The sequence below is a fragment of the Longimicrobium sp. genome (genome assembly GCF_036399935.1).
Taxonomy (GTDB): domain Bacteria; phylum Gemmatimonadota; class Gemmatimonadetes; order Longimicrobiales; family Longimicrobiaceae; genus Longimicrobium.
This window is the reverse complement of record NZ_DASWMD010000009.1, coordinates 1-24,208: the sequence shown is the minus strand read 5'-3', so window position 1 is coordinate 24,208 and position 24,208 is coordinate 1. Positions and strand designations below refer to the sequence as shown.

At 70.6% G+C, this 24,208-nt stretch carries 22 protein-coding genes and 1 pseudogene; 15 read left to right on the top strand and 8 right to left on the bottom strand.

What is annotated here, in order from left to right; all coding sequences use genetic code 11:
* The first annotated feature begins 131 nt into the window (after window positions 1-131).
* Window positions 132-836 (top strand): hypothetical protein, encoded by a 705-nt coding sequence (locus VGB24_RS03545; RefSeq protein WP_331071581.1) that lies wholly within the window; start codon window positions 132-134, stop codon window positions 834-836.
* On the opposite strand, the gene VGB24_RS03540 is transcribed toward VGB24_RS03545, so the two are convergent.
* Genes VGB24_RS03540 through VGB24_RS03520 form a run of 5 tightly spaced genes read right to left on the bottom strand, consistent with a single transcriptional unit; the run spans window position 802 to window position 6,379 of the window.
* On the bottom strand, window positions 802-1,995 hold the full coding sequence (locus tag VGB24_RS03540) for a HAMP domain-containing sensor histidine kinase (RefSeq protein WP_331071580.1): 1,194 nt from the start codon (window positions 1,993-1,995) through the stop codon (window positions 802-804). The genes VGB24_RS03545 and VGB24_RS03540 overlap by 35 nt on opposite strands.
* Window positions 1,992-3,422 (bottom strand): ATPase domain-containing protein, encoded by a 1,431-nt coding sequence (locus tag VGB24_RS03535; RefSeq protein ID WP_331071579.1) that lies wholly within the window; start codon window positions 3,420-3,422, stop codon window positions 1,992-1,994. Before VGB24_RS03535 ends, VGB24_RS03540 begins: the two co-directional genes overlap by 4 nt.
* Window positions 3,419-3,817: a response regulator gene (locus tag VGB24_RS03530; protein WP_331071578.1), complete on the bottom strand. Its 399-nt coding sequence runs from the start codon at window positions 3,815-3,817 to the stop codon at window positions 3,419-3,421. The genes VGB24_RS03535 and VGB24_RS03530 overlap by 4 nt, the downstream gene beginning before the upstream one ends.
* Window positions 3,801-4,133 (bottom strand): hypothetical protein, encoded by a 333-nt coding sequence (locus tag VGB24_RS03525; protein WP_331071577.1) that lies wholly within the window; start codon window positions 4,131-4,133, stop codon window positions 3,801-3,803. Before VGB24_RS03525 ends, VGB24_RS03530 begins: the two co-directional genes overlap by 17 nt.
* Window positions 4,134-4,180: 47 nt before the next feature.
* Window positions 4,181-6,379 carry an ATP-binding protein gene (locus VGB24_RS03520; RefSeq protein ID WP_331071576.1) on the bottom strand — a complete coding sequence of 733 codons (2,199 nt, stop codon included), beginning with the start codon at window positions 6,377-6,379 and terminating at the stop codon, window positions 4,181-4,183.
* A gap of 218 nt (window positions 6,380-6,597) precedes the next feature.
* Here VGB24_RS03520 and VGB24_RS03515 point away from each other — a divergent pair, with 218 nt between their 5' ends.
* From VGB24_RS03515 to VGB24_RS03475, 9 genes are all read left to right on the top strand, one after another.
* Window positions 6,598-7,947, top strand: a complete 1,350-nt coding sequence (locus VGB24_RS03515; protein ID WP_331071575.1) for an APC family permease — start codon at window positions 6,598-6,600, stop codon at window positions 7,945-7,947.
* A complete protein-coding gene (locus VGB24_RS03510) occupies window positions 7,944-9,029 on the top strand; it encodes a pyridoxal phosphate-dependent aminotransferase (protein WP_331071574.1) in 1,086 nt (361 codons plus the stop codon). Before VGB24_RS03515 ends, VGB24_RS03510 begins: the two co-directional genes overlap by 4 nt.
* Before the next feature lie 25 nt (window positions 9,030-9,054).
* A complete protein-coding gene (locus tag VGB24_RS03505) occupies window positions 9,055-9,537 on the top strand; it encodes a hypothetical protein (protein WP_331071573.1) in 483 nt (160 codons plus the stop codon).
* Between the two features lie 87 nt (window positions 9,538-9,624).
* A complete protein-coding gene (locus tag VGB24_RS03500; RefSeq protein WP_331071572.1) occupies window positions 9,625-10,800 on the top strand; it encodes a DUF2911 domain-containing protein in 1,176 nt (391 codons plus the stop codon).
* 4 nt (window positions 10,801-10,804) lie between these two features.
* Window positions 10,805-11,407, top strand: coding sequence for a carboxypeptidase regulatory-like domain-containing protein (locus VGB24_RS03495; protein WP_331071571.1), 603 nt, complete (start codon window positions 10,805-10,807; stop codon window positions 11,405-11,407).
* A 138-nt stretch (window positions 11,408-11,545) separates the two neighbouring features.
* On the top strand, window positions 11,546-12,124 hold the full coding sequence (locus VGB24_RS03490) for an aminodeoxychorismate/anthranilate synthase component II (protein WP_331071570.1): 579 nt from the start codon (window positions 11,546-11,548) through the stop codon (window positions 12,122-12,124).
* Complete coding sequence (locus VGB24_RS03485; RefSeq protein WP_331071569.1) at window positions 12,121-13,620, top strand: hypothetical protein; 1,500 nt, start codon at window positions 12,121-12,123, stop codon at window positions 13,618-13,620. Before VGB24_RS03490 ends, VGB24_RS03485 begins: the two co-directional genes overlap by 4 nt.
* Before the next feature lie 2 nt (window positions 13,621-13,622).
* A complete protein-coding gene (locus tag VGB24_RS03480; RefSeq protein ID WP_331071568.1) occupies window positions 13,623-14,324 on the top strand; it encodes a class I SAM-dependent methyltransferase in 702 nt (233 codons plus the stop codon).
* 47 nt (window positions 14,325-14,371) lie between these two features.
* Window positions 14,372-14,995 carry a double zinc ribbon domain-containing protein gene (locus VGB24_RS03475; protein WP_331022047.1) on the top strand — a complete coding sequence of 208 codons (624 nt, stop codon included), beginning with the start codon at window positions 14,372-14,374 and terminating at the stop codon, window positions 14,993-14,995.
* Window positions 14,996-15,014: 19 nt separating this feature from the next.
* Here VGB24_RS03475 and VGB24_RS03470 read toward each other — a convergent pair whose 3' ends face one another.
* Together VGB24_RS03470 and VGB24_RS03465 are read right to left on the bottom strand one after the other, a co-directional pair.
* Window positions 15,015-15,392 carry a response regulator gene (locus VGB24_RS03470; protein WP_331071567.1) on the bottom strand — a complete coding sequence of 126 codons (378 nt, stop codon included), beginning with the start codon at window positions 15,390-15,392 and terminating at the stop codon, window positions 15,015-15,017.
* A complete protein-coding gene (locus VGB24_RS03465) occupies window positions 15,389-18,565 on the bottom strand; it encodes a response regulator (RefSeq protein WP_331071566.1) in 3,177 nt (1,058 codons plus the stop codon). Before VGB24_RS03465 ends, VGB24_RS03470 begins: the two co-directional genes overlap by 4 nt.
* A 227-nt stretch (window positions 18,566-18,792) precedes the next feature.
* Between VGB24_RS03465 and VGB24_RS03460 the strand changes: the two genes are divergently transcribed.
* The gene (locus VGB24_RS03460; protein WP_331071565.1) at window positions 18,793-19,227 is read left to right on the top strand and encodes a hypothetical protein; all 435 of its coding nucleotides are present in this window, start codon (window positions 18,793-18,795) and stop codon (window positions 19,225-19,227) included.
* A gap of 501 nt (window positions 19,228-19,728) precedes the next feature.
* On the opposite strand, the gene VGB24_RS03455 is transcribed toward VGB24_RS03460, so the two are convergent.
* A complete protein-coding gene (locus VGB24_RS03455) occupies window positions 19,729-21,006 on the bottom strand; it encodes a threonine/serine ThrE exporter family protein (RefSeq protein ID WP_331071564.1) in 1,278 nt (425 codons plus the stop codon).
* 225 nt (window positions 21,007-21,231) lie between these two features.
* On the opposite strand from VGB24_RS03455, the gene kdsB reads away from it, so the two are divergent.
* The 4 genes and pseudogenes from kdsB to VGB24_RS25305 all read left to right on the top strand — a co-directional run.
* Window positions 21,232-22,011 (top strand): 3-deoxy-manno-octulosonate cytidylyltransferase, encoded by a 780-nt coding sequence (kdsB, locus tag VGB24_RS03450; protein ID WP_414676704.1) that lies wholly within the window; start codon window positions 21,232-21,234, stop codon window positions 22,009-22,011.
* 5 nt (window positions 22,012-22,016) lie between these two features.
* Window positions 22,017-23,717, top strand: coding sequence for a CTP synthase (locus VGB24_RS03445; RefSeq protein ID WP_349263888.1), 1,701 nt, complete (start codon window positions 22,017-22,019; stop codon window positions 23,715-23,717).
* Entirely contained in the window at window positions 23,714-24,043 is a 330-nt protein-coding gene (locus VGB24_RS03440) for a hypothetical protein (RefSeq protein ID WP_331071561.1), read from the top strand. The genes VGB24_RS03445 and VGB24_RS03440 overlap by 4 nt, the downstream gene beginning before the upstream one ends.
* Window positions 24,040-24,208: pseudogene (locus tag VGB24_RS25305) on the top strand (hypothetical protein); the annotation flags it as partial. The gene VGB24_RS03440 and the pseudogene VGB24_RS25305, both read left to right, overlap by 4 nt.

Here is a 24,208-nt window from a genome sequence, read left to right as displayed (position 1 = left end):
CGTGTTGTCCTCTGTATTTCTGGCTGTTCTCTGTCCCTCTGTACCTCCCTCGCTTTTCTCATTGCTTGGGCGGCGGATCGGCGGACGAATCGCTTCGCCCCCGCTGCATGGACCCACGAACCGACCGAACCGTGAAGCGAACCGAACGACTGGGCGAGGCCGTCACGCCGGACGGCACCAGGCTGACGCTGTACCGCCACGACGGCGACTACACCATCCGGGTGGAGGGCACGGACCTGATGTCCACCCGCCGCTACCACTCCGAGGAGCAGCTGGCGGAACTCGTCTGCAAGCCGCTGCGCGATGCACGAGCGCCGAGCGTGCTCATCGGCGGGCTGGGGATGGGATTCACGCTCAAGGCCGCACTCCGCTCGCTGCCGGCCGACGCGAAGGTGGTGGTAGCGGAGCTCGTGGGCGAGATCATCGAGTGGAACCGCAACCCCGAGTATCCGCTGGCCGCCGAGGCCCTGGCCGACCCGCGCGTGCAGGTGCGGCACGACGACGTCGCCCGCGTGCTGCGCGATAGCCCGGGGGCGTTCGACGGCATCATGCTGGACGTGGACAACGGGGCGCACGCGCTGACGACGGGGGGCAACGCGGACCTGTACCGGATGAAGGGCATCCGCCAGGCCATCGCGGCGCTGCGCCCCGGCGGCCGCGTGGCCTACTGGTCCGCGGACGACGACCCCCACTTCGCCGCCCTCCTGCGGGAGGCCGGGCTAACCGTGCACGTGGTCAAGGCGAGGGCGCACGCCACCTCGGGCGGCAAGCACACGCTTCTGGTGGGCCGCGTGCCGCTCGTCAGGGCAGGGGAAGCGCCGGAAAGCGGACGATGAACGTGGAGCCGGCGCCGGGCTCGCTTTCCAGCGCCAGCTCGCCCTCCATCTGCCGCACCAGCGCCTGCGAGATCGCCAGCCCCAGGCCGACACCGGGCAGCTGCGCCGTCTCCTCGCTGCGGTAGTACGGCTCGAAGATCGCCGCCTGTTCCGCCGGGGCGATCCCCGGGCCCGTGTCGGCGACGCGGATCTCCCCCCACGCGCTTCCATCGATCGACACGACGGCCGTGCTCACCGTCACCGAACCGTCCGCCGGGGTGAACTTCACCGCGTTGCCGACGAGGTTCACCAGCACCTGCCGCACCCGCGCGTGGTCCGCCGTCACCGTGACCTCCTCCACGGCTCCCGCCTCCAGTGCCACCAGCTTCGCCTGTGCGGCGGGGAGCAGCATGTGCACCGCTTCCCGCGCCACGTCGGCCAGCTCCACCGGCTCGGCGCCCATGCGCAGCACCCCCGCGTTCAGGCGGGCCATCTCCATCACGTTGTCCAGCAGCGAGAGCAGGTGCCGGCCGCTCATGCGAACCCGGCCCAGGGCTTCGCGCTGGCGGTCGTTGACGGGGCCGTACACCCCGATCTCCAGGTTCTCGCAGTACCCGTCGATGGCCCCCAGCGGCGTGCGGATGTCGTGCGCCAGCGTCGAGAGCGCGCGCTCCTGGGCGTCCGTCGCGCCCTCGCTGGCGCGCAGGCGGTCCTCCATCTCCTCGCGCACCTCGCCGCCCAGCCGTGCGTTTTCCAGCGCGAGGGCCGCCTGGTCGGCCAGGGCGGAGAGCAGCGTCTCGTCGGTGGAGGTCGAAGGCTGCCGGGTGGCGGCGGCCAGCAGCCCCGTGACCGCGCCGCCCACGACCAGCGGCACGGCGACGAAGCGGTCGTCGGGCACCCCCAGCAACTCCTGCAGCCGCCCGACTCCGTCGTCCGTCAACGGCGCGTGCAGGCGCTCCACGTCCTCGTCGCGCACCCCGCACGAAGAGCGCACCTGCAGCACGCCGTAGGCATCGGGAAGCATCAGCACGGCGCAGGCGGCGTCGATCAGGTCGGCGCCGCGCTCCACCGTCAGCCGGGTGACCTGCTGGAGCGACGTGGTGTAGGTGAGCGCGCGGCTGACCTCCGTCAGCTTGCGCAGCTGGGCCAGGTGCGCGTCGCCCGGGGCCGGAACGGTCATTCCAGGATGCTCAGCCCGGCGTCGGTGATGCCGACCTCGCGCACCCGCGTGTCGTGTGCGCTTCCGCGCGTCTTGAGCACGCGCAGGCGGCGGCGGGTGCGCTCGTCGCCATCCACCGTCAGGAGCAGCACGTTGTCGGACAGGTAGCTCATGGCGTTCTGCATCCCGTTCCCCGAGATGGTGTTGCCCATCGTCTCGAAGTTCAGCACGCTGGTGATGGTGCTGACGGCGAAGTGCTGCACCAGCGCGTACAGGTAGTCGTGAAGGCGCTGGGGATCGGTGGCGGCGCTGGCCAGGTCTCCCAGCGCGTCGATCACCAGGCGCCTGACGCCGCCCTGCTGGATGCGGCGGAACATGTCGACGATGATGCTGTCGATCTGCAGCTCCACCGGCGATGCGTACACCAGGTCCAGCCCCTGCCGCTGCGCCTCTTCCAGGTCTACCCCCAGCCCGCGGATGGTGCGCACGAGCTGGGTGGGGTTCTCCTGGAAGTTCATGTACAGCGTGGGCTCGCCGCGGCGGGCCCCCTCCAGGGCGAACTGCAGCCCGATGGTCGTCTTCCCCGCGCCCGACGGCCCGGCCAGCAGCGTGGTGGTCCCGCGCCACAGGCCGCCGCCGATCATCTCGTCGAGCCCCGCGACGCCGGTGGAAATGCGCTCCGAGGCGGGCTCGTACCCTTCGGGCATGCGCGGGCTGACCAGCCGCGGATACACGTCGAGCCCCGAGTTGGTGATGCGGAAGGCGTGCGCGCCCTCCAGGTAGCGGCTGCCGCGCAGCTTGTAGACGCGAAAGTAGCGCTCGTCGCGGTTGCCCAGGCGGCGGCGCGAAAGCTCGACGATGGCGTCGGCCACGGCGAACTCGGGATAAAGCAGGATGTCGTCCTCGGTGTACTCGCCCAGCAGGAACGCCGTGGTGCCGTACGCGGTGAGCAGCGCCGTCATCTCGTATACCATCCGCCGCCGGTCGGCCATGGAGGGCGCCAGGTCGTGCACCGCCTTGAACGAGTCGATGACGATCACCTTGGGCGACAGCGTCATGATGGCCTCGCGCAGCAGCGGGATCAGGGCGGGCGCCCCCTCCTTCGCCAGCTGCGGACCCACGTCCTCGTAGATCACCTGCGTTCCCAGCTTGTTCTCGTCGAAGAAGCGGAACCCCTGCAGGTAGCGCACGACCTTGGCGAGCGGCTCGGAAAGGGTGGTGAAGTACAGGATGGGCCGGTCTTCGGCCGCGTTGTGAAAGATCAGCTGCTCGGCGAAGATCGTCTTTCCCGAGCCGGGGTGGCCCATGATGATGTTGATGGAGTTGGCCGGAAACCCGCCGCCCAGGATGTGGTCGGCTTCGGGGTTTCCGGCGCTCATCCGCTCGGTGTCGTCCAGCACGTCGTCCCTGGGGGCTGCCCGGCGGTCCACCATCGGTTCGAGGCTCATTGGGTCTCCAGGATATCGATGGGCGGCACGATCAACTGCTGGACCGTGGCCACGAAAAGCGATTCGACGAGGGGCTTGCGCAGGTACGCCCTGGCCCCGGCCTCCGCCGCCCGCGGCGCGGCCGCCAGGATGCTGAAGACGAGAACGGGGATGTGGCGCGTGTCCGGGTCTTCCCCCAGCCGCCGGCAGAGCGCCAGGCCGTCCAGCTTGGGGATCAGGATCTCGGTGATGACGACCGCGGGGCGCAGCAGCCGGGCGCGCTCCAGCGCGTCCAGGCCGTCGCCGGCGAACTCCACGGCGAAGCCCGCCCTACCCAGGAAGTGCTCCTGCAGCTCGCGGACGCTGGGGTCGCGCTCGGCGATGAGCACAGTCCGCCGTTCAGGGGCGCTCTGCATCGGCCTCCCCCGACGGTGGGTGCGGCGTCCCGTTCTCCGCGTGCGCCAGGGCGGCCCGCAGCTCCGCCAGGGCGCGGTCCACCGCGTCGGCCCGCTTGTCCTGGGCGACGGGGTGCGCGGAGGCCAGCGCCGCGATGGCTCCGGTGAACGCCCGGCCGATCTCGCGGTCGTTCGCCAGCCCGAGGCCGCCCAGGTGGCGGCCCAGCCGGTCGACGTCGATGGCGGCGCGGTTCAGGTGCGTGTGCGACGGCTCGGCGCCGTCGAGCTCGGCGATGATCCCGCGCAGGGAGTGGGCGAACGATTCGGATGTGCTCATGGGGCTCGACGGGTGCAGCGCGGCGGAGGAGGGAAGGGACGCATCCATCACGCCGCCGCGGGAAGCTGAACGGTGAAGGTGCTGCCTTCGCCGGGAGTGCTGACGACGGCCAGGTCGCCGCCCATGGCGCGCGCCAGGTCGCGGCTGATGGCCAGCCCCAGCCCCACCCCCTCGCGCGGGTTGCTGAAGCGGCGCTCCACCTGCACGAACGGGTCGAAGATGGCCTGCTGCTTCTCGACGGCGATCCCCGGGCCGTCGTCGCGGACGGAGATGCGCACCCACCGCGCGTCGCCGCCGATGGACAGCTGCACCGATCCACCGGGCTGGGTGAACTTGATGGCGTTGCCCACCAGGTTCAGCAGGATCTGCCGCACGCGCTCCTCGTCGCCCAGCAGGCGGCGCTCGGGGCCGCTGCCGTCCACGGAGAGCGCGATTCCCTTCGCCTGGGCCTGGGGCGCCACCAGCGGCTCCACGCCAGCCACCAGCTCGCGCGCGCCCAGCGGGCGAAGGTCCAGCTCGATGGTCCCTGCCTCTACCTTGGCGAACGAAAGCACGTCGTTGATGAGCACCAGCAGGTGCTGCTGGCTGGCCTTCACCCGGGCCAGGGCGGCCTGCTGCTCCGGGGTCACCGGCCCCTGGATGCCCATGTCGATCAGGTCCACGTACCCGCCGATGGCGTTCAGCGGGGTGCGCAGCTCGTGGCTCATGCTGGCCAGGAAGTCGGCCTTCGCCCGGTTGGCCAGCTCCGCGTCGCGCTGCGCCGCCTCGGCCGCCTCGCGCGCCTGCACCAGCTCGGTGACCTCCGTGGCCACCAGGGCCATGGCGTATACCGCGCCCCCGGCATCCAGCAGCGGCTGGTACACCAGGTTGAAGTAGTGCGTCTCGGGCACGCCGTCGCGGTCGGCGTCGAAGGTGGCGGGAATGGCCGTGGCCCGGTACGGCACGCCGGAGTCGAACACGTCATCGATCAGCGTGAACACGCCCTGCGGCACGAACTCGGGAAACACCTCGCGGCCGGGGCGCCCCAGCATGTCCTCGCGCCGCCTGCCCACCATGGCCGCGTACGGGGCGTTGACCATCTCGAACACGTGGTTGCGCCCCACGGCGATGTACATGGGCACGGGCGCCTGCTCGATCACCCGCGCCAGGTGCTCGCGAGCCCGCTCGGCCTCGGCGCGCGCGGCCTCGGTCTCGCGGGTGCGCGCCTCCAGCGCGCTGGCCGTGCTCTGGAGCTCCTCGGCCTGGGCCTCGAGCTCCACGGCACCTTCCTGCAGCTGGTGGTTGGCCGTTTCCAGCTCCAGCCGCTGAAGCTCCAGCCGGTGGTTCACCTCCTGCAGCGTGCGGCGGGCCTCCTCGCTCTCGCGCAGCAGGCGCTCCACCTCGCGCCGGGCATGCACCTGGCCCGTCACGTCGTAGCCGTGCGCGATCACCCCCGAGCGCGTTCCGTCGGATTCTACCAGGGGCATGTAGGTAAGGTCGATGAACTTTTCTTCCGGGGGCGCGCCGGGCGTGCGGGCCAGCATCACGGGAAGCTCGCGCCCCAGGAACGGGTCGCCCGTGGCCAGCACACCGTCCAGCAGCTCCACGAACCCCTGCCCGCGGATTTCGGGAAGCGCCTCCAGCACCGGCTTGCCCACGATGTCGCGGTGCCCCACCAGCTGGTAGTACGCCTGGTTCACCAGGTCGAAGGAGTGCTGCTGGCCGCGCAGAATGGCCAGGAACGCCGGCGCGTGCTGGAACACGTACTCCAGGCGCGAGCGCTCGAACACCAGCGAATCGTACAGGGCGTCGCGCTCCTTTTGCAGGGCGCGGGCGTGCACCTGCCGGGTGGTCTCGAAGCAGTTGATCAGCCCGCCGCCCACCTCGCCCGACTCCAGCCGCACGGGGCTGTACGAAAAGGTGAAGTAGGCGTCTTCCATCACCCCGCCACGCTCCACGCGAAAGGGCTGGTCCTCGAAGAACACCGTCTCGCCCGCCATCACGCGCTGGAACAGCGGCGCGATGAACTCCGCGATCTCCGCCCAGTTCAACAGCACCGAGCGCCCAAGCCCCGAGGGGTGCTTGTCGCGCATGATCACGCGGTACTCGTCGTTGTAGATCTGCACCAGCTCCGGGCCCCAGCACAGGCTCTGCGCGATCCCCTGCTCGATCACCATCCCCGCCGCGGTCCGCAGGCTCTGCGGCCATAGAGCGACGGGTCCCAGGGGGGTGGATGCCCAGTCGGTGGCGCGGCACAGGCGCGCCATTTCGCTGGAGCCGGAAAATACGAGGTTCGCACTCGGCCGTGGGGCCGCCGTGTCTGCTGGGTTCATCGAGCTGCCGGTGGAAGTTCCGCTGCCGTCATGCAAGGAACGGCCCTTGATCGGGTTGGGGAAATGGGGTGCCCTTGCGCCCGGCCGGGCCGGGGGCTGATTCTGTCGCGCAATCTCCGGTCCGCCTCCCGACCCGCACCGTTCCGCCGCCCGTGAACTCCACGCCCGTTCCCGCATCCGCCCGTCCCGAGCCGCCACGGCTGGCCCGGCGCCTGGGCCTGTTCGACGCCACGATGATCGTGATGGGCGGCATCGTGGGCAGCGGCATCTTCGTGACGCCGTACGTGGTCGCGCGCCACGTCCATACGCCGGCGTTGATCGTAGGCGCCTGGCTCGCGGGCGGGCTGATCGCGCTGGCCGGCGCGTTCGTGTACGCGGAGCTGGCCGCGCGGCGCCCGCACGTGGGCGGCCAGTACGCGTACCTGCGCGATGCCTACCACCCGGCCGTGGCGTTCGTCTATGGCTGGGCGCTGCTGCTGGTCATCCAGACGGGCGGCATGGCGGCCGTGGCGGTGACGTTCGCGCGCTACTTCCGCGAGGTCACCCAGGTGCCGCTGGGCGAGCCGGTGATCGCCGGGCTGGGGATCGCGCTGCTGGCCGCCGTGAACTGCATGGGGGTGCGCTCCGGGGGAACGGTGCAGAACACGCTGATGGTGCTGAAGATTGCCGCGATCCTGGCGCTGGTGGCGGCCGGCCTGTTCTTCGTGACGGGTCCTGCGGATGCGGTCCCCGCGGCGGCCCCTACCGTCGGCGGCGGAAGCGTGCTGCTGGCCTTCGGCGCGGCGATGACGCCGGTGATGTTCTCGTACGGCGGATGGCAGACGGCCAGCTTCGTCGCGGGCGAGATGAAGAACCCGCGGCGCGATCTTGCGCGCGGGCTGCTGATCGGCGTGCTGGGGGTGATCGGCCTGTACGTCGGCGTCACGCTGGCGTGCGTGCACGCGCTGGGCGCCGCGGGGCTGGCGGAGACGACGGCGCCCGCCTCCAGCGTCATGCGCCTGGCGTTCGGCCCCACGGGAGCGACGATCATCGCGGCGGGCATCGCCATCTCCACGCTCGGCTTCCTCAGCCAGGGGATGCTGACGGCGCCGCGCGTGTACTTCGCCATGGCCGAGGACCGCCTGTTCTTCCGCAGTGTCGCATGGGTTTCGCCGCGCACGCAGGCGCCGGTGGTCGCCGTGCTGCTGCAGGGCGCGCTCTCGCTGCTGATCGCGCTTTCCGGCAGCTATGAGCAGATCCTCAGCTACGTCGTGGCGGTGGACTGGGTGTTCTTCGGCCTCACCGCCGGCGCCGTCTTCCTTTTCCGCCGCCGCGCGGGTGATGGGGACGATGGGTCTGCTCGCATCCCCGGGCATCCGCTGACGACGGCGCTGTTCATCGCCGCCGCGGCGCTCATCGTCATCAGCACCGTGCTGGAGGCGCCCGTGGACAGCGCCATCGGGCTGGGGATCATGCTCACCGGGCTTCCCGTCTACCTCCTCTGGCGCCGGCGGGCCGCGTGAGCCATCGCCCGTACGGCAGCGACTACCTGCGCTGGGCCAAGACGCGCACCCCGGCCCGGTACGACCTCACGTCCAGCGGCGTGCCGTACGTGTCGGTCGACGAGTTGCCGGTGGCGCTGGAGGACATGGAGATCAGTGGCACCGGCGCGTACGGCTACGCGCCGCTGCAGCAGGCGATCGCGGATCGGTATCGCGTAGACCCGGCGTGCGTCGTCGCGGCGATGGGCACGTCCATGGCCAACCACCTGGCCCTCGCGGCGCTCGTTCAGCCCGGGGACGAGGTGCTGATCGAGCATCCCACGTACGAGCCGCTGGTCGCCGTCGCGCGCTACCTGGGCGCGGAGGTGCGCCACTTCACCCGCCGCGCGGAGGACGGCTTCCGGCTGGATCCGTCCGCGGTGGAGCAGGGGATGACCAGCCGCACGCGGGCGATTGTCATCACCAACCTCCACAACCCCAGCAGCGCCCTGGCGGATGACGACGCGCTGCGGCGGATCGGGCAGATCGCGGAGGCGCACGGCGCGCGGGTGATCGTGGACGAGGTGTACGTGGACGCGCTGTGGGAGCCTGCGCCGCGGACGGCGTTCCACCTGGGTCCGGCCTTTCTCTCCACGAACAGCCTCACCAAGGTCTACGGGCTCAACGGCTTGCGCTGCGGATGGGTGCTCGCCGAGCCGGCGCTGGCGGAACGGATGTGGCGGCTGACGGAGCTGTTCAACAACATCGGCGTGCACGCGGCGGAGCGGATGTCGCTCGTCGCCTTCCAGAACCTGGATGCGCTCGCCCGCCGCTCGCGGACGCTGCTGGACGCCAACGCCGCCGCGCTGAACGCATTCTATTCTACCCGTCAGGACTTGGACGTCGCTCCGCACGTGCACGGAACCGTCAGCTTCCCGCGCCTGCGGATGGGTAACGCGGACGGGCTCTGCGCCCAGCTGCAGGATCGCTACGACGCCGCGGTGGTCCCCGGCAGCTTCTTTGGCGCGCCGGACCACGTGCGCATCGGCTTGGGCGTGGAACCGGAGACGTTCGCGGAAGGGCTCGCGCGGCTGGGCCGCGCGCTGGACGACCTGCGCGGCTGATCAGCCCGACCACGAAAGAGATGCCTTGACGGCCGAGGCGGAACGATACACATTGCTTTGTAGTGCAAAGTACTCTTCCAAAGACACAAGAGGCGGTATGCGGATCAAGCGGATCGCCGCAGTGACGGCGGGGCTGATGGTGGCGGGTTGGCTCTTCGGGACCATCGCGGGAACGCTCGTACTGATCGGGTGGGGGATGGTTCACTCTGATCCCTCGATCCTTTCGCTCGCCGGCCTAAGGTTCGCACTGGAGTTCGCGATGATCTTCGGGGGCGTGCTGGGCGCGGTGCTGGGGCCGATTGCGGCGTGGCTGCTGATGCGGCACGTGCCGCTGGGCTTGGCCGTGGGCGGTACCACGCTCGGCACGCTGGCGGGCGGCGGAATCGCCCTCCTCGCCATTGGCGATCCAGTGGTCGCCATGCTTTACGGGATGGCGGGCTTCGGCGTCTCCGCCATAGGCCTGCGCCTCCGCGTTCCAAGACGCGAGCGCCGGCTGCTCGCGGATTGAGGGTCCGGGCCGCTTGTGCCGCCGCGCGCCCCGGTTAGGTTGCCTGGCGACATCGACCGAGACCCGCGACCCACCAGGAGCCGAACGATGCGAACGATCGTGACACGCCCTCTCCTCCGTGCCGCCTGCGCCTTGCCTCTGCTGGCCGCCGCACCGGCCGCCGCGCAGCAGGCCGACAGCGCGGCGCTGGTCACCGTGCTGGGGCGCGACACGCTGGCGCTGGAGCGGTGGACGCGCACGCCCACGCGCATCACCGCCGAGGCCGTCGTCCGCTCGCCGCGCACCACGCACCGCCGCTACGAGATGGACCTGGCGCCGGACGGCCGCATGCGCCGGTTCACGGAGCGGATGTTCGACCCCGCCGCACCGGAAACGCCCGCCCGCACGGAGGTGTACGAGGCAGCGGAAGGCGGGTGGACGCGCACGGTGACGCTCGGCGATTCCATGGCGACGAGCCGCGTGGAAGCGTCCGCCGACGCGCTGCCGTGGGTGGACCTGGTGCACTGGCCCTTCGAGCTGGCGCTGATGCGGGCCGTTGGCGGGCAGGGCGGCACCCAGCCGATGCTGGTGGGCGGCCGCTCGCTGGCGTACGGCGTGGCGCCGGCGCAGGGCGGGGGGTGGACACTCACCCACCCGCTGCGCGGCCCGTCCGTGGCGCGGGTGGACGCGCAGGGCCGGCTGCTTTCCCTGGATGCAGCGGGGACCACGCGCAAGGTGATCGTCACGCGCGTGCCCTGGCTGGAACTGGCGGAGCCCGCCGCGCGCTGGGCTCGCGCCGACCGCGAGGGGCGCGGCGTGGGCGAGCTTTCCGGCCGCGGACGCGAGGAGGCCACCGTGGCCGGCGCGCACATCCTGGTGGACTACGGCACGCCCATGCGGCGCGGGCGCGAGATCTTCGGGCAGGTGGTGCAGTGGGGGCAGCTGTGGCGCACGGGGGCCAACCGCGCCACGCACTTCACCACCGACCGCACGCTGGTGCTGGGCGACGACGCCTGCAGCGACCTGGTCATCCCTCCGGGCGAGTACACGCTGTACACCATCCCGGAGCAGGACGGCGGATGGCTGATCGTCAACCGCCAGACGGGCCAGGGCGGCACCACCTACGACGCCGCGCGCGACCTGGGCCGCGTGCGCATGACGCGGACGACGCACGCCGAGCCGGTGGAGGCGTTCACCATCGACGTGGAGCCGGCCGGGAACGGCGGAACCCTGCGCATCGTCTGGGACCGAAGCGCGTTCACCGTCCCGTTCCGCGTCCGCTAGGTCCATGCGCCGCCTTCGCCGGATCCACGCGCTGATCCTCGGCGCCGCCTCCGTGCTGTGGGCGGACGCCCTCCCGGCGCAGGAGCGCGGAAGGGTGACCGGCGTCGTCGTGGATGAGCGGACGAGCGCGCCCCTCGCGGGAGTGCACATCAGCGGAGCGCGCCGGGTTACCGTGACGGACCATCGGGGCCGGTTCGAACTCTGTGGCCTGGCGTCCGGCCCGGCGGACCTGGTGGCGGCGCGCCGGGGTTACTACCGCATGACGCCGACCGTGACCATCGGCGCGAGCGCGCCGCCGCCCCTGCGCCTGGCGATGACGCGCGATCCCACGTGGCGGCCCGAGCCCGCGGATGCTCCAGCGGATTCCAGCGCAGGCATCGGCCGGCCGCGGCGCACCGGCGTCGTGCTCGGTGGGCAGCGCTTCATCCAGTCGTCCGACGGGTGTGGCGCCACGCCCGAGATTCCGCTGGCCCAGTTGGAAACCATTCACCCCGACTCGGTCGCCAACATCACGGTTGTCAGAGCGGCCGAAGCCGCGGCGACCCACGGATTCACCGGGGTCGACGGAGCCACCATCATCCCCACGAAGCGGCCCTCGCCACCCTGATCCGGCCGCCGCCGTCGCCCGGGATTGCGCGGCCGTGGCACGGGGTGTGACTTTTCGGGGAGCGGCGAGACTGAGGCACGAGCCGACGTTTCTCGCCAGGACCATCTACGAATCGCATCAGGCGAATGCGCTTATCTCATGATACTGGTTATCGATAACTACGACAGCTTCACCTTCAATCTCGTGCAGTACCTGGGCGAATTGGGGGCGGAGATGGAGGTCCGGCGCAACGACGAGCTGTCGGTGGACCAGATCCGCGAGATGGCGCCGGAACGGATCGTGATCTCTCCCGGGCCGTGCACCCCGGCCGAGGCGGGCGTGTCCGTGGACGTCATCAGGCAGCTGGGGCCCACCACGCCCATCCTGGGCGTGTGCCTGGGGCACCAGTCCATCGGGGCGGCGTACGGCGGCGAGGTGGTGCGCGCGCGGCGGGTGATGCACGGCAAGACGTCGCCCATCCGCCACCACGGCGAGGGGATCTTCGCGGGCGTGCCCTCGCCGTTCACGGTGGCGCGCTATCATTCGCTGGTCATCGAGCCGAGCACGCTTCCCGACGAGCTGGAAGCGATCGCCTGGACGCAGGAGGAGGGGTGGGAGGACGAGATCCAGGCGGTGAGGCATCGCGAGCACCCGGTGTGGGGCGTGCAGTTTCACCCGGAGTCCATCGCCAGCGAGCACGGGCACGACCTGCTGCGCAACTTCCTGCGGATGGGATGAAGCGCATCCTCACGGCCCTCCTCCTTGCCGCCGGGCTCCTGGCGGCCGCGCCCGCCGCCGCCCAGGTGCCGGAGCTCGCCGGCGACGACGACTCCCCGGCCGTTCGCCGCGCGCGGGAAATCCTGGCGCGGCGCACGTACGTGTGGATCGACCGCGACACGGTGCTGGGGCCGGAGTTCCGCACCCCCGGCGACCTGGTGGTCTACGACGCCGAGGTGAAGCTCGAGGGCAACGTCGACGGCTCCGTGGCGGTCCTCGGGGGCGACTTCTGGATTCGGCCCGGCGGCAGGGTGGGCGGCGCGGTGGCGGTGCTGGACGGCGGCGTGTACCCGTCGGGGCTGGCCATCCTGGAGCGCGACTCCATCTTCCGGCAGGATCCCACGACCCGCGTCGCCATCGCCACCGTTCCCGCCACGGACGGCACCTACACGGCCTCGGTGACGGTCACCCCGCCCGCGCGGCCGGCGTTCTTCGCCCCCGCCGTGGGCCCGTTCCCCACGTACGACCGCGTCAACGGGCTCACGCTCCACGCCAGCGCCAACATCCATCCCACGCGCCGGCGCGGCGGCCCGCGGCTGAACGTGTGGGGCTCGTACCGGTTCGAGCAGGAGAACCACCTGGGCGGCGGCGTGCGGGCAGACCTGCCGCTGGCGCGCGAGAGCATCCACCTGACGGCCGAGCTTTCGCGCGCCACCCGCACCAACGACGCGTGGATTTACGGCGACATCACCAACTCGCTGCACGCGCTGGTGCTCGGGAACGACTACCGAGACTACTGGGACGCCGACGTGCTGCGGGTGATGGTGGAGCGCCCCGTGGGCAAGCCGCTGATCGCGGGCGAGTCGTGGCTGGGGCCGCGCTTCGGCGTGCAGGCGTCGCGCGACCGCCGGCTCGAGCCGCAAGACCCGTGGTCGCTGCTCGGGGACGGGCTGGACCGGTCCAACATGGAGGCGCTGGAGGGCACCATCGTGTCCGCCATCGCCGGCACCGAGTACCACTGGCGCGGCATCACTTCCACCTTCGACGGCCAGGTGAACCTGGAGCACGCGCTTCAGGGGGCGGGCGACGCCACGTTCACGCAGGCGCTGGTGGAAGGCACCTACTGGGCGATGGCGCTGCGCACCCACACCATCCGCCTGTACTTCCGCGGGATGATGCCCCTGGGCGGCGGGGCGGCGCCGCAGCGCTTCGGCATCCTGGGCGGCAGCGGCACGCTCCCTACGGAAGAGGTCGCTGCGTTCCGCGGCGACCACCTTGCCTTCATCGAGTCCAGCTACCTGATCCCCTATCCGCGCGTGGTGCTGCCGTACGTGGGCTCGCCCAGCCTGGAGATCGGGCACGCCGTGGGCGCGGCGTGGGTGGGCGGCGCGTCGCCGGACTGGGTGCAGAACGCCGGCGTGGGCATCGTCTTTCCCTTCATCTACGCCCGCGTGCTGGTGAACCCGGCCGACTTCGAGCCCACCCTCAGCTTCGGCATCTCCCTCCCGCAGTTCTGAGCGTGAGCCATCAGGACGCGCTGGTCCGCAGCTGGAGCCGCAACGCCGAGGCGTGGACCCGCACCGTGCGCGGGGGAGGGATCGAGAGCCGGCGGCTGGTGACCGATGCCGCCATCGTCCGCGCGGTGCTGGAGCGCCGGCCGGAACGGGTGCTGGACCTGGGCTGCGGCGAAGGATGGCTGGCGAGGGCGCTGGCGGAGCAGGGGATCGACGTCGTGGGGATCGACGTTTCGCCGGAATTGGTGGACGCGGCGCGCCGGGAGGGCGGGGGAGAGTTCCACGCCGTTTCCTACGACGCGCTGGCGGGGGACCCGTCCCTCGCCCGCGGCGAGTACGACGCTGTCGTCTGCAACTTCTCCCTGCTGGACGAGCACCCCGTTCCCCTTCTCGCGGCCTTGCGGAGCGTCCTGCGTCCCGGCGGCGCGCTGGTCATCCAGACGGTGCATCCGTGGATCGCGGCGGGCGAGGGTCCGTACCAGGACGGCTGGCGCACGGAAACCTTCACGGCCTTCGGCGAGGGATTCGCGGCGCCGATGCCCTGGTACTTCCGTACACTCGAGTCGTGGACGGACGTACTCGCGGCCGCCGGCTACTCCCTCGCGGACCTCCGCGAGCCCCTGCACCCGAACACCGGCCGCCCCGCTTCGCTGATCCTCACCTGCATGATGCAAATGACCCTGTTGCCGGGGAAATCTGCCGTTTAGCTTGCACCCGTACATCTGCCCGCCCCCACCCACCGCGAGACCTTCCCATGAGCGAAATCCAGATCTCCGACAACTACAACGACCTCTCCACCGACAGCGGCTTCCAGTTCGAGTTTCACTGCGAGCACTGCGGCGAAGCCTGGCGCTCGGAGTTCGACCGGTACGCGGCGGGAACGGCGGATGGATTGCTGGGCGCGGCGGAGGGGTTGTTCGGCGGCATCTTCGGCAGCGCGCGCAACGCGCTTTCACACGTGCGGAACGCGGGGTGGTCCAAGGCGCGCGACACGGCGCTGCGCGAGGCGGTGACGAGCGCGCGCGAGCACTTTCACCGCTGCCCGCGGTGCGCCAACCACAACTGCGACAACTGCTGGAACGAGGACGAGGGCACCTGCATTTCGTGCGTGCCCCGGCTGGACCCCGAGTTGGCCGCCATCAACCGCGAAGCCAAAATCGCCCGCGCCCGCGAGGTGGCGTACGAAAAGGCCAGCGTCAGCGAAGCAGACCTGGAGCAGCGCGTGGTCAGCTGCCGCGACTGCGGCGCGCCGGCGGGGCGGGGCAAGTTCTGCCCCGAGTGCGGCGTGGCGCTCTCGCTGAACAAGACGTGCGGCGGCTGCTCGGCCGAGATGCCGTCCAGCGCCAAGTTCTGCCCGGAATGCGGCGAAAAGGCCTGAGCGGCCGCCGCCTGGACGCTTAGCCCCGGGCGTGCCGGGCCAGGAGGCTCTCGATCTTGGTGAGCAGGCGCGGCAGGTCGATGGGCTTGGTGTCGTAGTCGTCGCACCCGGCACCCATCGCGTGCTCCCGGTCGCCCGCCATGGCGTGCGCGGTGAGCGCGATGATGGGGATGTGGCCGGTGGCCGGCGTGGCCTTCAGCCGGCGCGTCGCCTCCCATCCGTCCAGCACCGGGAGGCTCATGTCCATCAGCACCAGGTCCGGCAGCTCCCTGGCGGCCCGGTCCACCCCGTCCTGCCCGTCGACCGCGACCACCACGTCGTAGCCCTTCCGCTCCAGGCGCCTCGACAGCATGTCGCGGTTCATCTCGTTGTCTTCCACCAGCAAAATCTTCTTCATCGCGTACCCGAAGCGTCAGGCGCCGGCCGCGCCGCTTCGTCTCCATTGGGGGTGGCCATCGCGCCGCGGGGAACGGCGAAGTCGTCGAGCAGCTCGCGCACGCGCGACAGCAGCGACTCGTGCGAATCCCCCGTCTTCTGCAGGATGGTTTCTACGTAGCCGCTCAGCCGCTGGCGGTCGCGGGCGCTCAGGTCGTGGGCGGTGATGACGATGATGGGCACGTTGCGCCACTCGGGGTGGTGGCGCACCTGGTCGGCGAACTCGAAGCCGTCCATCTCCGGCATCATCAGGTCCAGCAGGATCACGTCCGGCGTCTCCGACTCCATGCACCGGAGCCCGGCCCGGCCGTCGTCGGCCTCGCAGACGCGCCACCCCTCCTTGTCCAGCACGTTGCGCATCATCGCACGCGTCGCCGGGTCGTCCTCCACCATCAGCACCAGCGACTCGGGCCCCGGGCGCGCATACCTGCGCAGGGTGGCGGACAGGCGGTTGCGGTCCACCGGCTTGGTGGCGTACTCGGCCGCGCCCAGCGCGAATCCCCGTTCCGGGTCGTCCACCATGGTGAGCATGATGACCGGGATGCCGCGCAGCTCCGGGTCTTCCTTCAGCGCCTTGAGCACGCTCCAGCCGTCCATCTCCGGCATCATCACGTCCAGCGTGATGGCGGCGGGGTGCAGGGTGCGCGCAAGGAGCAGCCCCTCGGGCCCGCTGGCCGCGGTGCGGACGGCGAACCCCTCCTCGGTCAGGTAGCGCTGCAGCAGCTCGCGCGGAGCGGGATCGTCGTCGATCACCAGCACGTAGCGCGTTCCCGGCGGGGCCTCGCCCCCCGCCGGGATCTCGCCGGCGCGCGAGGCCACGAAGGCGCCCGCCCGGGCGCCGTCGCCCTCCGGCGCGCTTTCCTGCATCAGCGCGGGAAGCTTGATGGTGAACACGCTCCCCTCGCCCAGCACGCTCTGCACGGAAACGTCGCCGCCCATCATCTGGCAGAAGCGCCGGGTGAGGGCCAGCCCCAGCCCCGTTCCCCCGAAGCGGCGCGTGGTCGATGCGTCGGCCTGGCTGAAGTCCAGGAACAGCTTGGACAGCTGCTCGTCGCTCAGCCCGATCCCCGTGTCCGCCACCCGGAAGACGATCCACTCGCCCCCGTCCATCAGCTGGCGGTCGGCGTTCAGGGTGATGGTGCCGCCCTGGGTGAACTTCACGGCGTTGGAAAGCAGGTTGTAGAGCGCCTGCCGCACCTTCATCTGGTCCGCCCGCATCTCGCCCAGCCCCGCGGCACGCACCACCTTCAGGGTGTTGGCGTTCTTCTGCACCATCGGCTGCACCGTCGAGGCGACCTCGTCGATCAGCTCGGCCAGGTCGAACCGCTCCACGAACAGCTCCATCTTTCCCGCTTCGATCTTCGACAGGTCCAGGATGTCGTTGATCAGCGCCAGCAGGTGCTTCCCGGCGGAGTTGATGCGACCCAGGTCTACCGTGAAGGACCCCAGGCTCTGCTCGTCGGCCTCTTCCTGGAGCATCTCCGAATAGCCGAGGATGGCGTTCAGCGGCGTGCGCAGCTCGTGGCTCATGTTGGCCAGGAACTGGCTCTTGGAGCGGTTGGCCGACTCCGCCGCCTCGCGGGCCTCCGCCACCTCCTCCTCGGCGCGCCGCCGCTCCGTCACGTCCTCCAGCGCCAGCATCAGCAGCTCGCCGTGGCTGCCGGCGCGCAGCTGCCGCGCATTCAGCAGCATCACCCGCCGCCCGATCTGGGGAAAGGTGTGCTCCAGCTCGAAGTCGTTGAACACCGACCGCGTGGGGATGATGTCTTCCAGCAGCACGCGCAGGTCGGGGATGTCCCACTGGCCGTTGCCCAGCTCGTAGATGAGCTGCCCCTCCGTCTCCTCCGCCCCCACCTCGAAGGTGTGGTAGAACGCGCGGTTGGCGCTGCGCACGCGGAGCGATGCGTCCAGGATCAGCAGCGGCTCGCGGACGGTTTCCACGATGTCCTGGGCGTACGTCTCAATGGCCACCAGGTCCGCCTCGGCGCGGCGGCGCTCCGTGACGTCCTCCAGCGCCAGCACCAGCAGCTCGTCGTGGCTCCCGGCGCGCAGCTGCCGGGCGTTCAGCAGCATCACCCGCCGCCCGATCTGGGGAAAGGTGTGCTCCAGCTCGAAGTCGTTGAACACCGAGCTCTTGGGGATGATGTCCTCCAGCAGGGTACGCAGCGCCGGGATGTCCCACTGCCCGGTGCCCAGCTCGTAGATCAGCTGGCCCTCCGTTTCTTCCGCGCCCACCTCGAAGGTGTGGTAGAAGGCGCGGTTGGCGCTGCGCACGCGGAGCGAGGCGTCCAGGATGAGCAGCGGCTCGCGGACGGTTTCCACGATGTCTTGGGCGTACGTCTCGATGGCCTTCAGCTCCGCCTCGGCGCGGCGGCGCTCGGTGACGTCCTCCATGGCCAGCACCAGCAGCTCGTCATGGCTCCCCGCGCGCAGCTGACGGGCGTTCAGCAGCATCACCCGCCGCCCGATCTGGGGAAAGGTGTGCTCCAGCTCGAAGTCGTTGAACACCGAGCTCTTGGGGATGATGTCTTCGAGCAGGGTGCGGAGCGCGGGGATGTCCCACTGCCCGTTGCCCAGCTCGTAGATCAGCTGGTTTTCCGTCTCTTCTGCCCCCACTTCGAAGGTCTGGTAGAAGGCGCGGTTGGCGCTGCGCACGCGGAGCGACGGGTCCAGAATCAGCAGCGGCTCGCGGACCGTGTCGACGATGTCCTGGGCATAAGCGTCGATCGCCTCCAGGTCCGCTTCGGCCCGACGGCGCTCGGTGACGTCCTCCATGGCCAGCACCAGCAGCTCGCCATGGCCGCCGGCACGCAGCTGCCGCGCGTTCAGCAGCATCACCCGCCGCCCGATTGCCGGAAAGGTGTGCTCCAGCTCGAAGTCGTCGAACACCGAGTTCTTGGGGACGATGTCCTCGAGCAGCGTCCGCAGGTCGGGGATGTCCCACTGGCCGTTGCCCAGCTCGTAGATCAGCTGGTCCTCGGTTTCTTCCGCGGAAACACGGAAGGTCTGGTAGAAGGCGCGGTTGGCGCTGCGCACGCGCAGGGTGGTGTCGAGCATGAGCAGGGGCTCACGCACGGTGTCCACGATGTCCTGCGCGTACGTTTCGATGTCGGGGACCAGCCGTGCGCGTTTCATCCGTCACCTTTTCCAGGGGTTCCCCGCGGCGCGCGGACATCCTCCCGCCAACGCGCCCCCGCAACATACCGCCTCCGCTTCCACCCGACGAGAGATCGGGCGGCACACCCGTTCGGCCGGCGCCTCTTTGCGAAGCCCGCCTGCAGCGATATCTTGGAGCAGCCGGCCAACTTTCCGGACGACCGAATGGAATCCCTCCCGACCCTCGCCCACGCAAGGTGAATCCCATGAAACTGAGATCCTTCCTGCTCGCCGCGGCCGCGCTGCTCGTTTCCACCACGGCCGAGGCGCAGGCGAACATCGTCCGCACGCAGCTCGATTCGGCGGTGGTGCTGATGAGGGGACAGGGATTCGTCCCGCTCGACGACGCCGTCACCGGCACCTTGGCCGCGGGCCAGGACGAGGAGTTCGAGATCGATCTCGAGGCGGGCGTCACCTACATGGTCGTGGGCGTGTGCGACGGCGGCTGCTCGGATCTTGACCTGGTGCTCTCGGACGACGACGGCGACGAGATCGAGGCCGATCGCGAGCTGGACGACGTGCCGATGCTGGCCATCGAAAACACGAGCAACGTCGAGGCCGTGCTGAAGGTGCAGATGGCCACCTGCTCGACCGCCCAGTGCCACTACGGCGTCCGCGTCTTCCGGTCCGGCGGCAAGTAGTCCGGCTCCTCCATCGACACGAAAGCCCCGCCGGTCCGGCGGGGCTTTCGTGTTGCGTGGACCAGGTCAAACGCGCTTCGATCGGCTTCGAAGCATGCCGCGGGTGCCCCTCCCCCGGCCCCTCCCCGCACAAACTGCGTGCGGAGAGGGGAGAATTCGGTCCCGCCTCGGCAGGTGAGGCGTGGGCGCGTTTGTCATCCCGATGGAGCGGCCAAGCGGAAGCCGCGGCGGCTACACAGTTTGCAGCGACTGAGGGATCCGCCACACACGTTGCGAAGCGCACCGTGGTTCTCTCCTCGATGAAGCCATTCGCGCCGATCGGCGCTCGCAACAGCGCGAGACTGGGCAGAGACAGGGCCAGTGTTTCTGCCGTGATGGAGCGCCAATCCGGCTGTGTGTCGCTGCGATCGACGGCGTGGGCGCAAGTTCACCGGGGCCGCTCCATCGGGATGACAACGTGGCGCTCCGGACAGGTGACCTGCGGGGCTGGCGGCGCGTCTCTCAGCCGCTCAGCCGCGGGCGGCGGGTGGGGGCGCCCGGATCGCGCACCCGCCGCTCGGGCGCGATCACGCCGGCGATCAGCAGCCCCGAGACGAGGGCCACGGCCGTGAGCATCATGCTGAACGCCGTTTCGATCCCCGCCAGCGTCTGCCGCTCCATCAGCGAGGTGAGCCCGCGGAAGCCCACGCTCCCCGGCACCAGCAGCAGGATGCCGGGCACCAGCACCACGGCGGGGGGCCGGTTCTGCAGCCGCGCGTAGATGCTGCTGGCCAGCCCCACGGCGACGGCCCCGGCAAAGGCGCCCAGCTCCACCCCCAGCGCCGCCGCCCCCACCTGGCCGCCCCCCACGCCCAGCGCGGTGCCCACCACGATCCACGGGATGTCGCGCGGCGCCGCCTTCAGCAGCACCACGCCGCACAGGGGCGACACCACAAGGGCGACCAGTCCGGCCCATCCCGGAAGGGAACCCGCCTGCACGGCGGCCGGCGCGCCGAACGCCGCCGTCGCCAGCCGGTTGCCCAGTGCCACGCCGAACGCCAGCCCCAAAAAGGTGATGAAGGCGCCGCTCAGCCGCGCCGTTCCCGACGCCAGCTGCCGGCTGGCGAGCTCGTTCAGCGCGTTGGTCAGCGTGAGCCCGGGCAGCAGCACGATCAGCCCGGCGAGGGTGGCGACCAGGACGGAGAGCGGCCCGCCCACGTGCGCCAGCGCCACGGCCGCGCCGCTCACGAGCAGGGCAGCCAGCGGCTCGAACACGCGCCCCAGCCGCGGCACGCGCGCGGCCACCAGCATGAACCCCCGCAGCCCCAGCCCCAGCACCGTGCCGGCGACGATCTCGCGCAGGCCGCCGCCCAGGAGCTGGCAGCTCGCCCCCGAGATGCCGCCGAAGGCCAGCGTCGTGAGGAACGGCCCGTACGGAGACGGCGACGCGGCGATGGCGGCGATGCGTGCGCTCCCCTCCGCGGGCGGGATGTGCCCCTGCGCCACCTCCAGGCTGACGGCGTGCACCGCCGCCAGGTTGCGAAGGTCCACGTCGCCCGGCTGCACGCGCAGCATGTAGGTGCGCTGGAACTCCACCGGGCCGAACGACGCCATCAGCGACGTGGGCTGCGAAAAGAACTGCGCCCCCTGCAGCCCCAGCCGGTCCGACAGGGCGCCCAGGATGTCTTCCAGCCGGTGCGACGCCTCGCCATAGCTGTGCATGGCGCGCCCCAGGTGCATCACGAAGCCCACGGCCGCGGGATTGGGCTCGGGGTACTCGGTCTGGGCGGTGCTCGCCACGTCGTTCTCCATCTCTTGAAAGTCGCGCCTTGCGACCACGCTCAGCAAGGGATGCCCTAGCCGCCACGCGCCGGGCGCACTACCTTCCCAACCTCCTTCCGCACCCACGCACTACCGCACTCGCGCACTCCACGAAGCTGGCCCTTGTCCCGCCGCCGCGCCGACGCTAACTTCCCTGGCGTGATACTTGCAAGCGGACGGGCCGACTTCCCTCATACGGGTATCGTGGCTGCCGGAGTTCTCGGCGTCATCCCGGCCCGGCTGTCTTCGCAACGACTCCCTGAAAAACCGCTGCATCCGCTCGCTGGCCGGCCCCTCGTAGAATGGGTCTGGCGGCGCGTTTCGGCGTTCGCCCTCTTCGACGCGCTCGTCGTGGCCACGGACAGCGAGCGCGTGGCCGACGTCGCGCGCGGGTTCGGCGCGCGGGTGGCGCTCACGCGCGAGGACCACCGCTCCGGCACCGACCGCGTGGCCGAGGTGGCGCGGATGGGCGAGTACGCGGGCTTCGGCACCATCGTCAACGTGCAGGGCGACGAGCCGTTCGTGCGCCGCGACCACCTGGAGTCCGCCATCCACCTCGTCCGCGAGGGCGGGTGGGACGCGGGCACCGTGGCGACGCCGATCGGCTCGGTGGACGAGTGGCGCGAGCCCTCGGTGGTGAAGGTGGTGAGGGGCGATGACGGCGCGGCGCTGTACTTTTCGCGCGCCCCGGTTCCCTTCGCCCGCGACGCCGAGCCCGACTTCGCCTCCGGGCCGTACCTGCGCCACGTGGGCATCTACAGCTACCGCCGCGACGCGCTGCTCCGCTGGGTGGCGCTGGGCGAGGCGCCGCTGGAGCGGATCGAAAAGCTGGAGCAGCTCCGTCCGCTGGCCGCGGGCATCCGCATCGGCGTGGCGGTGGGCGCGCCGGCCGAGGGCGGGGTCGACACCCCGGCCGACGCGGCGCGCGCCGAGCGCATCCTGGGCAGTGCATCTACACCCGACCTGATCGAGGCACCCGCATGACCGCCATGAACACGACACCCACCAAGTACATCTTCGTCACCGGCGGCGTGGTCTCGTCGCTGGGGAAGGGGATCGCCGCGGCCTCCATCGGCCGGCTCCTGGTGGACCGCGGGCTGCGCGTGACCATCCAGAAGTTCGATCCGTACATCAACGTCGACCCGGGCACCCTGTCGCCCTTCCAGCACGGCGAGGTGTTCGTCACCGACGACGGGGCGGAGACCGACCTGGACCTGGGCCACTACGAGCGCTTCGTGGGCGAGTCGCTTTCCGTCGCCAACTCCATCACGACCGGGCGCATCTACCAGGAAGTCATCCAGAAGGAGCGCCGCGGCGAGTACCTGGGCGCCACCGTGCAGGTGATTCCCCACATCACCGACGCCATCAAGACGGCCATCCGCCGCCTGGCGCCCAACCACGACGTGGTGATCACCGAGATCGGCGGCACGGTGGGCGACATCGAGTCGCTGCCGTTCCTGGAGGCCATCCGCCAGTACCGGCAGGAGGTGGGGCGCGAGCACACGCTGTTCATCCACCTGACGCTGATCCCCTACATCGCCGCGGCGGGCGAGCTGAAGACCAAGCCAACGCAGCACTCCGTGCGCGAGCTGATGGAGATCGGCATTCAGCCCGACATCCTCATCTGCCGCAGCGAGCATGCGCTTCCGCCCGAGATGCGCCGCAAGATCGCCCTGTTCACCAACGTGGACGTGGCCAGCGTCATCGAGGCCCGCGACGTGGCCAGCATCTACGAGGTGCCGCTGGAATACCACAAGCAGCGGCTCGACGACCAGGTGTGCGCCAAGCTGGGGCTGCAGACCGCCAAGCCCGACCTGGGCGAGTGGGAGCGCCTGGTGGAGCGGGTGAAGCGGCCGAAGAACGGGGCGGTGAAGATCGCCGTCGTGGGCAAGTACGTGGCGCTGGTCGATTCGTACAAGTCGGTGCAGGAGGCGCTGTACCACGGCGGCATCGCCAACGACGTGAAGGTGGAGATCGACTGGCTGTCGTCCGAGGACTTCGAGAACGGCCAGCCGGCGGACAAGCTGTCGCAGTACCACGGCCTGCTGATCCCCGGCGGCTTCGGCGTGCGCGGGGTGGAGGGGATGCTTTCCGCCATCCAGTGGGCGCGCGAAAACGGCCTGCCGTTCTTCGGCATCTGCCTGGGGATGCAGACGGCCATCATCGAGTTCTCGCGCTCCGTCTGCGGCCTGGCCCAGGCGCACTCCGCCGAGTGGGAGCGCGACACGAGCGACCCGGTGATCTGCCTGATGGACAGCCAGCGCCAGATCACCGACCTGGGCGGCACGCAGCGGCTGGGCGCGTACACGGCGCGCCTGGCGCCCGGCTCGCGCTCGGCCGAGATCTACGGCGGCAACGAGATCAGCGAGCGCCACCGTCACCGCTACGAGGTGAACAACGAGTACCGGCCGCAGCTGGAAGACGCGGGCATGCGCATCAGCGGCACTTCGCCCGACGGCAACCTGGTGGAGATGATCGAGCTGCCGGACCACCCCTGGTTCGTCGCCACGCAGGCGCACCCCGAGCTCAAGTCGCGGCCGGACCATCCGCATCCGCTCTTCGCGTCCTTCGTCACCGCGGCGGTCGGGCGCCGGAACGGCGAGGAACAGGTGAGCATGCACCGCGACCTCGCGCCGGCCGCGTCCAAGGTGGCGGCGTCGGAGTCCGCGACGGAGACGGTGGTCGCGTGATGGACAGCCTGCCCGTTCCCACCGATGCGCACATCGATTCGCTCCTGGCCTACGCCGGGGCGGGGTCGGGCAACGCAGCCGATTCGGTGACGGAGATCGCGCGCGGGCTGGAGCAGCTTCGCGACACGGGGACGGCGGAGTTCAGGGCCCGCGACGCCGACGTCCTCGCGGACGTGGGCGAGCAGCTCAAGCGCGGTGCGCTGGGGATGCTCGGCGCCGGGGAGGCGCCGCCCGAGACGCAGCGCGAAGCGCACCTGCGCCTTCGCGCCGCGGACGACTTCCTGGAGGTGAGCGAGATCATCCGGGCCCGGGTGGCCGCGGGATGACGGACGCCGCCGAGCTGTTCCGCGTGGGCGCGCCCTTCTTCCTCCTCGCCGGGCCGTGCGTCGTGGAGCACGACGCGCTGAACCTGCAGGTGGGCGAGGCGCTGGCGCGGCTGGCGGACGACCTGGGGCTTCCGGTCGTCTTCAAGGCGTCGTTCGACAAGGCCA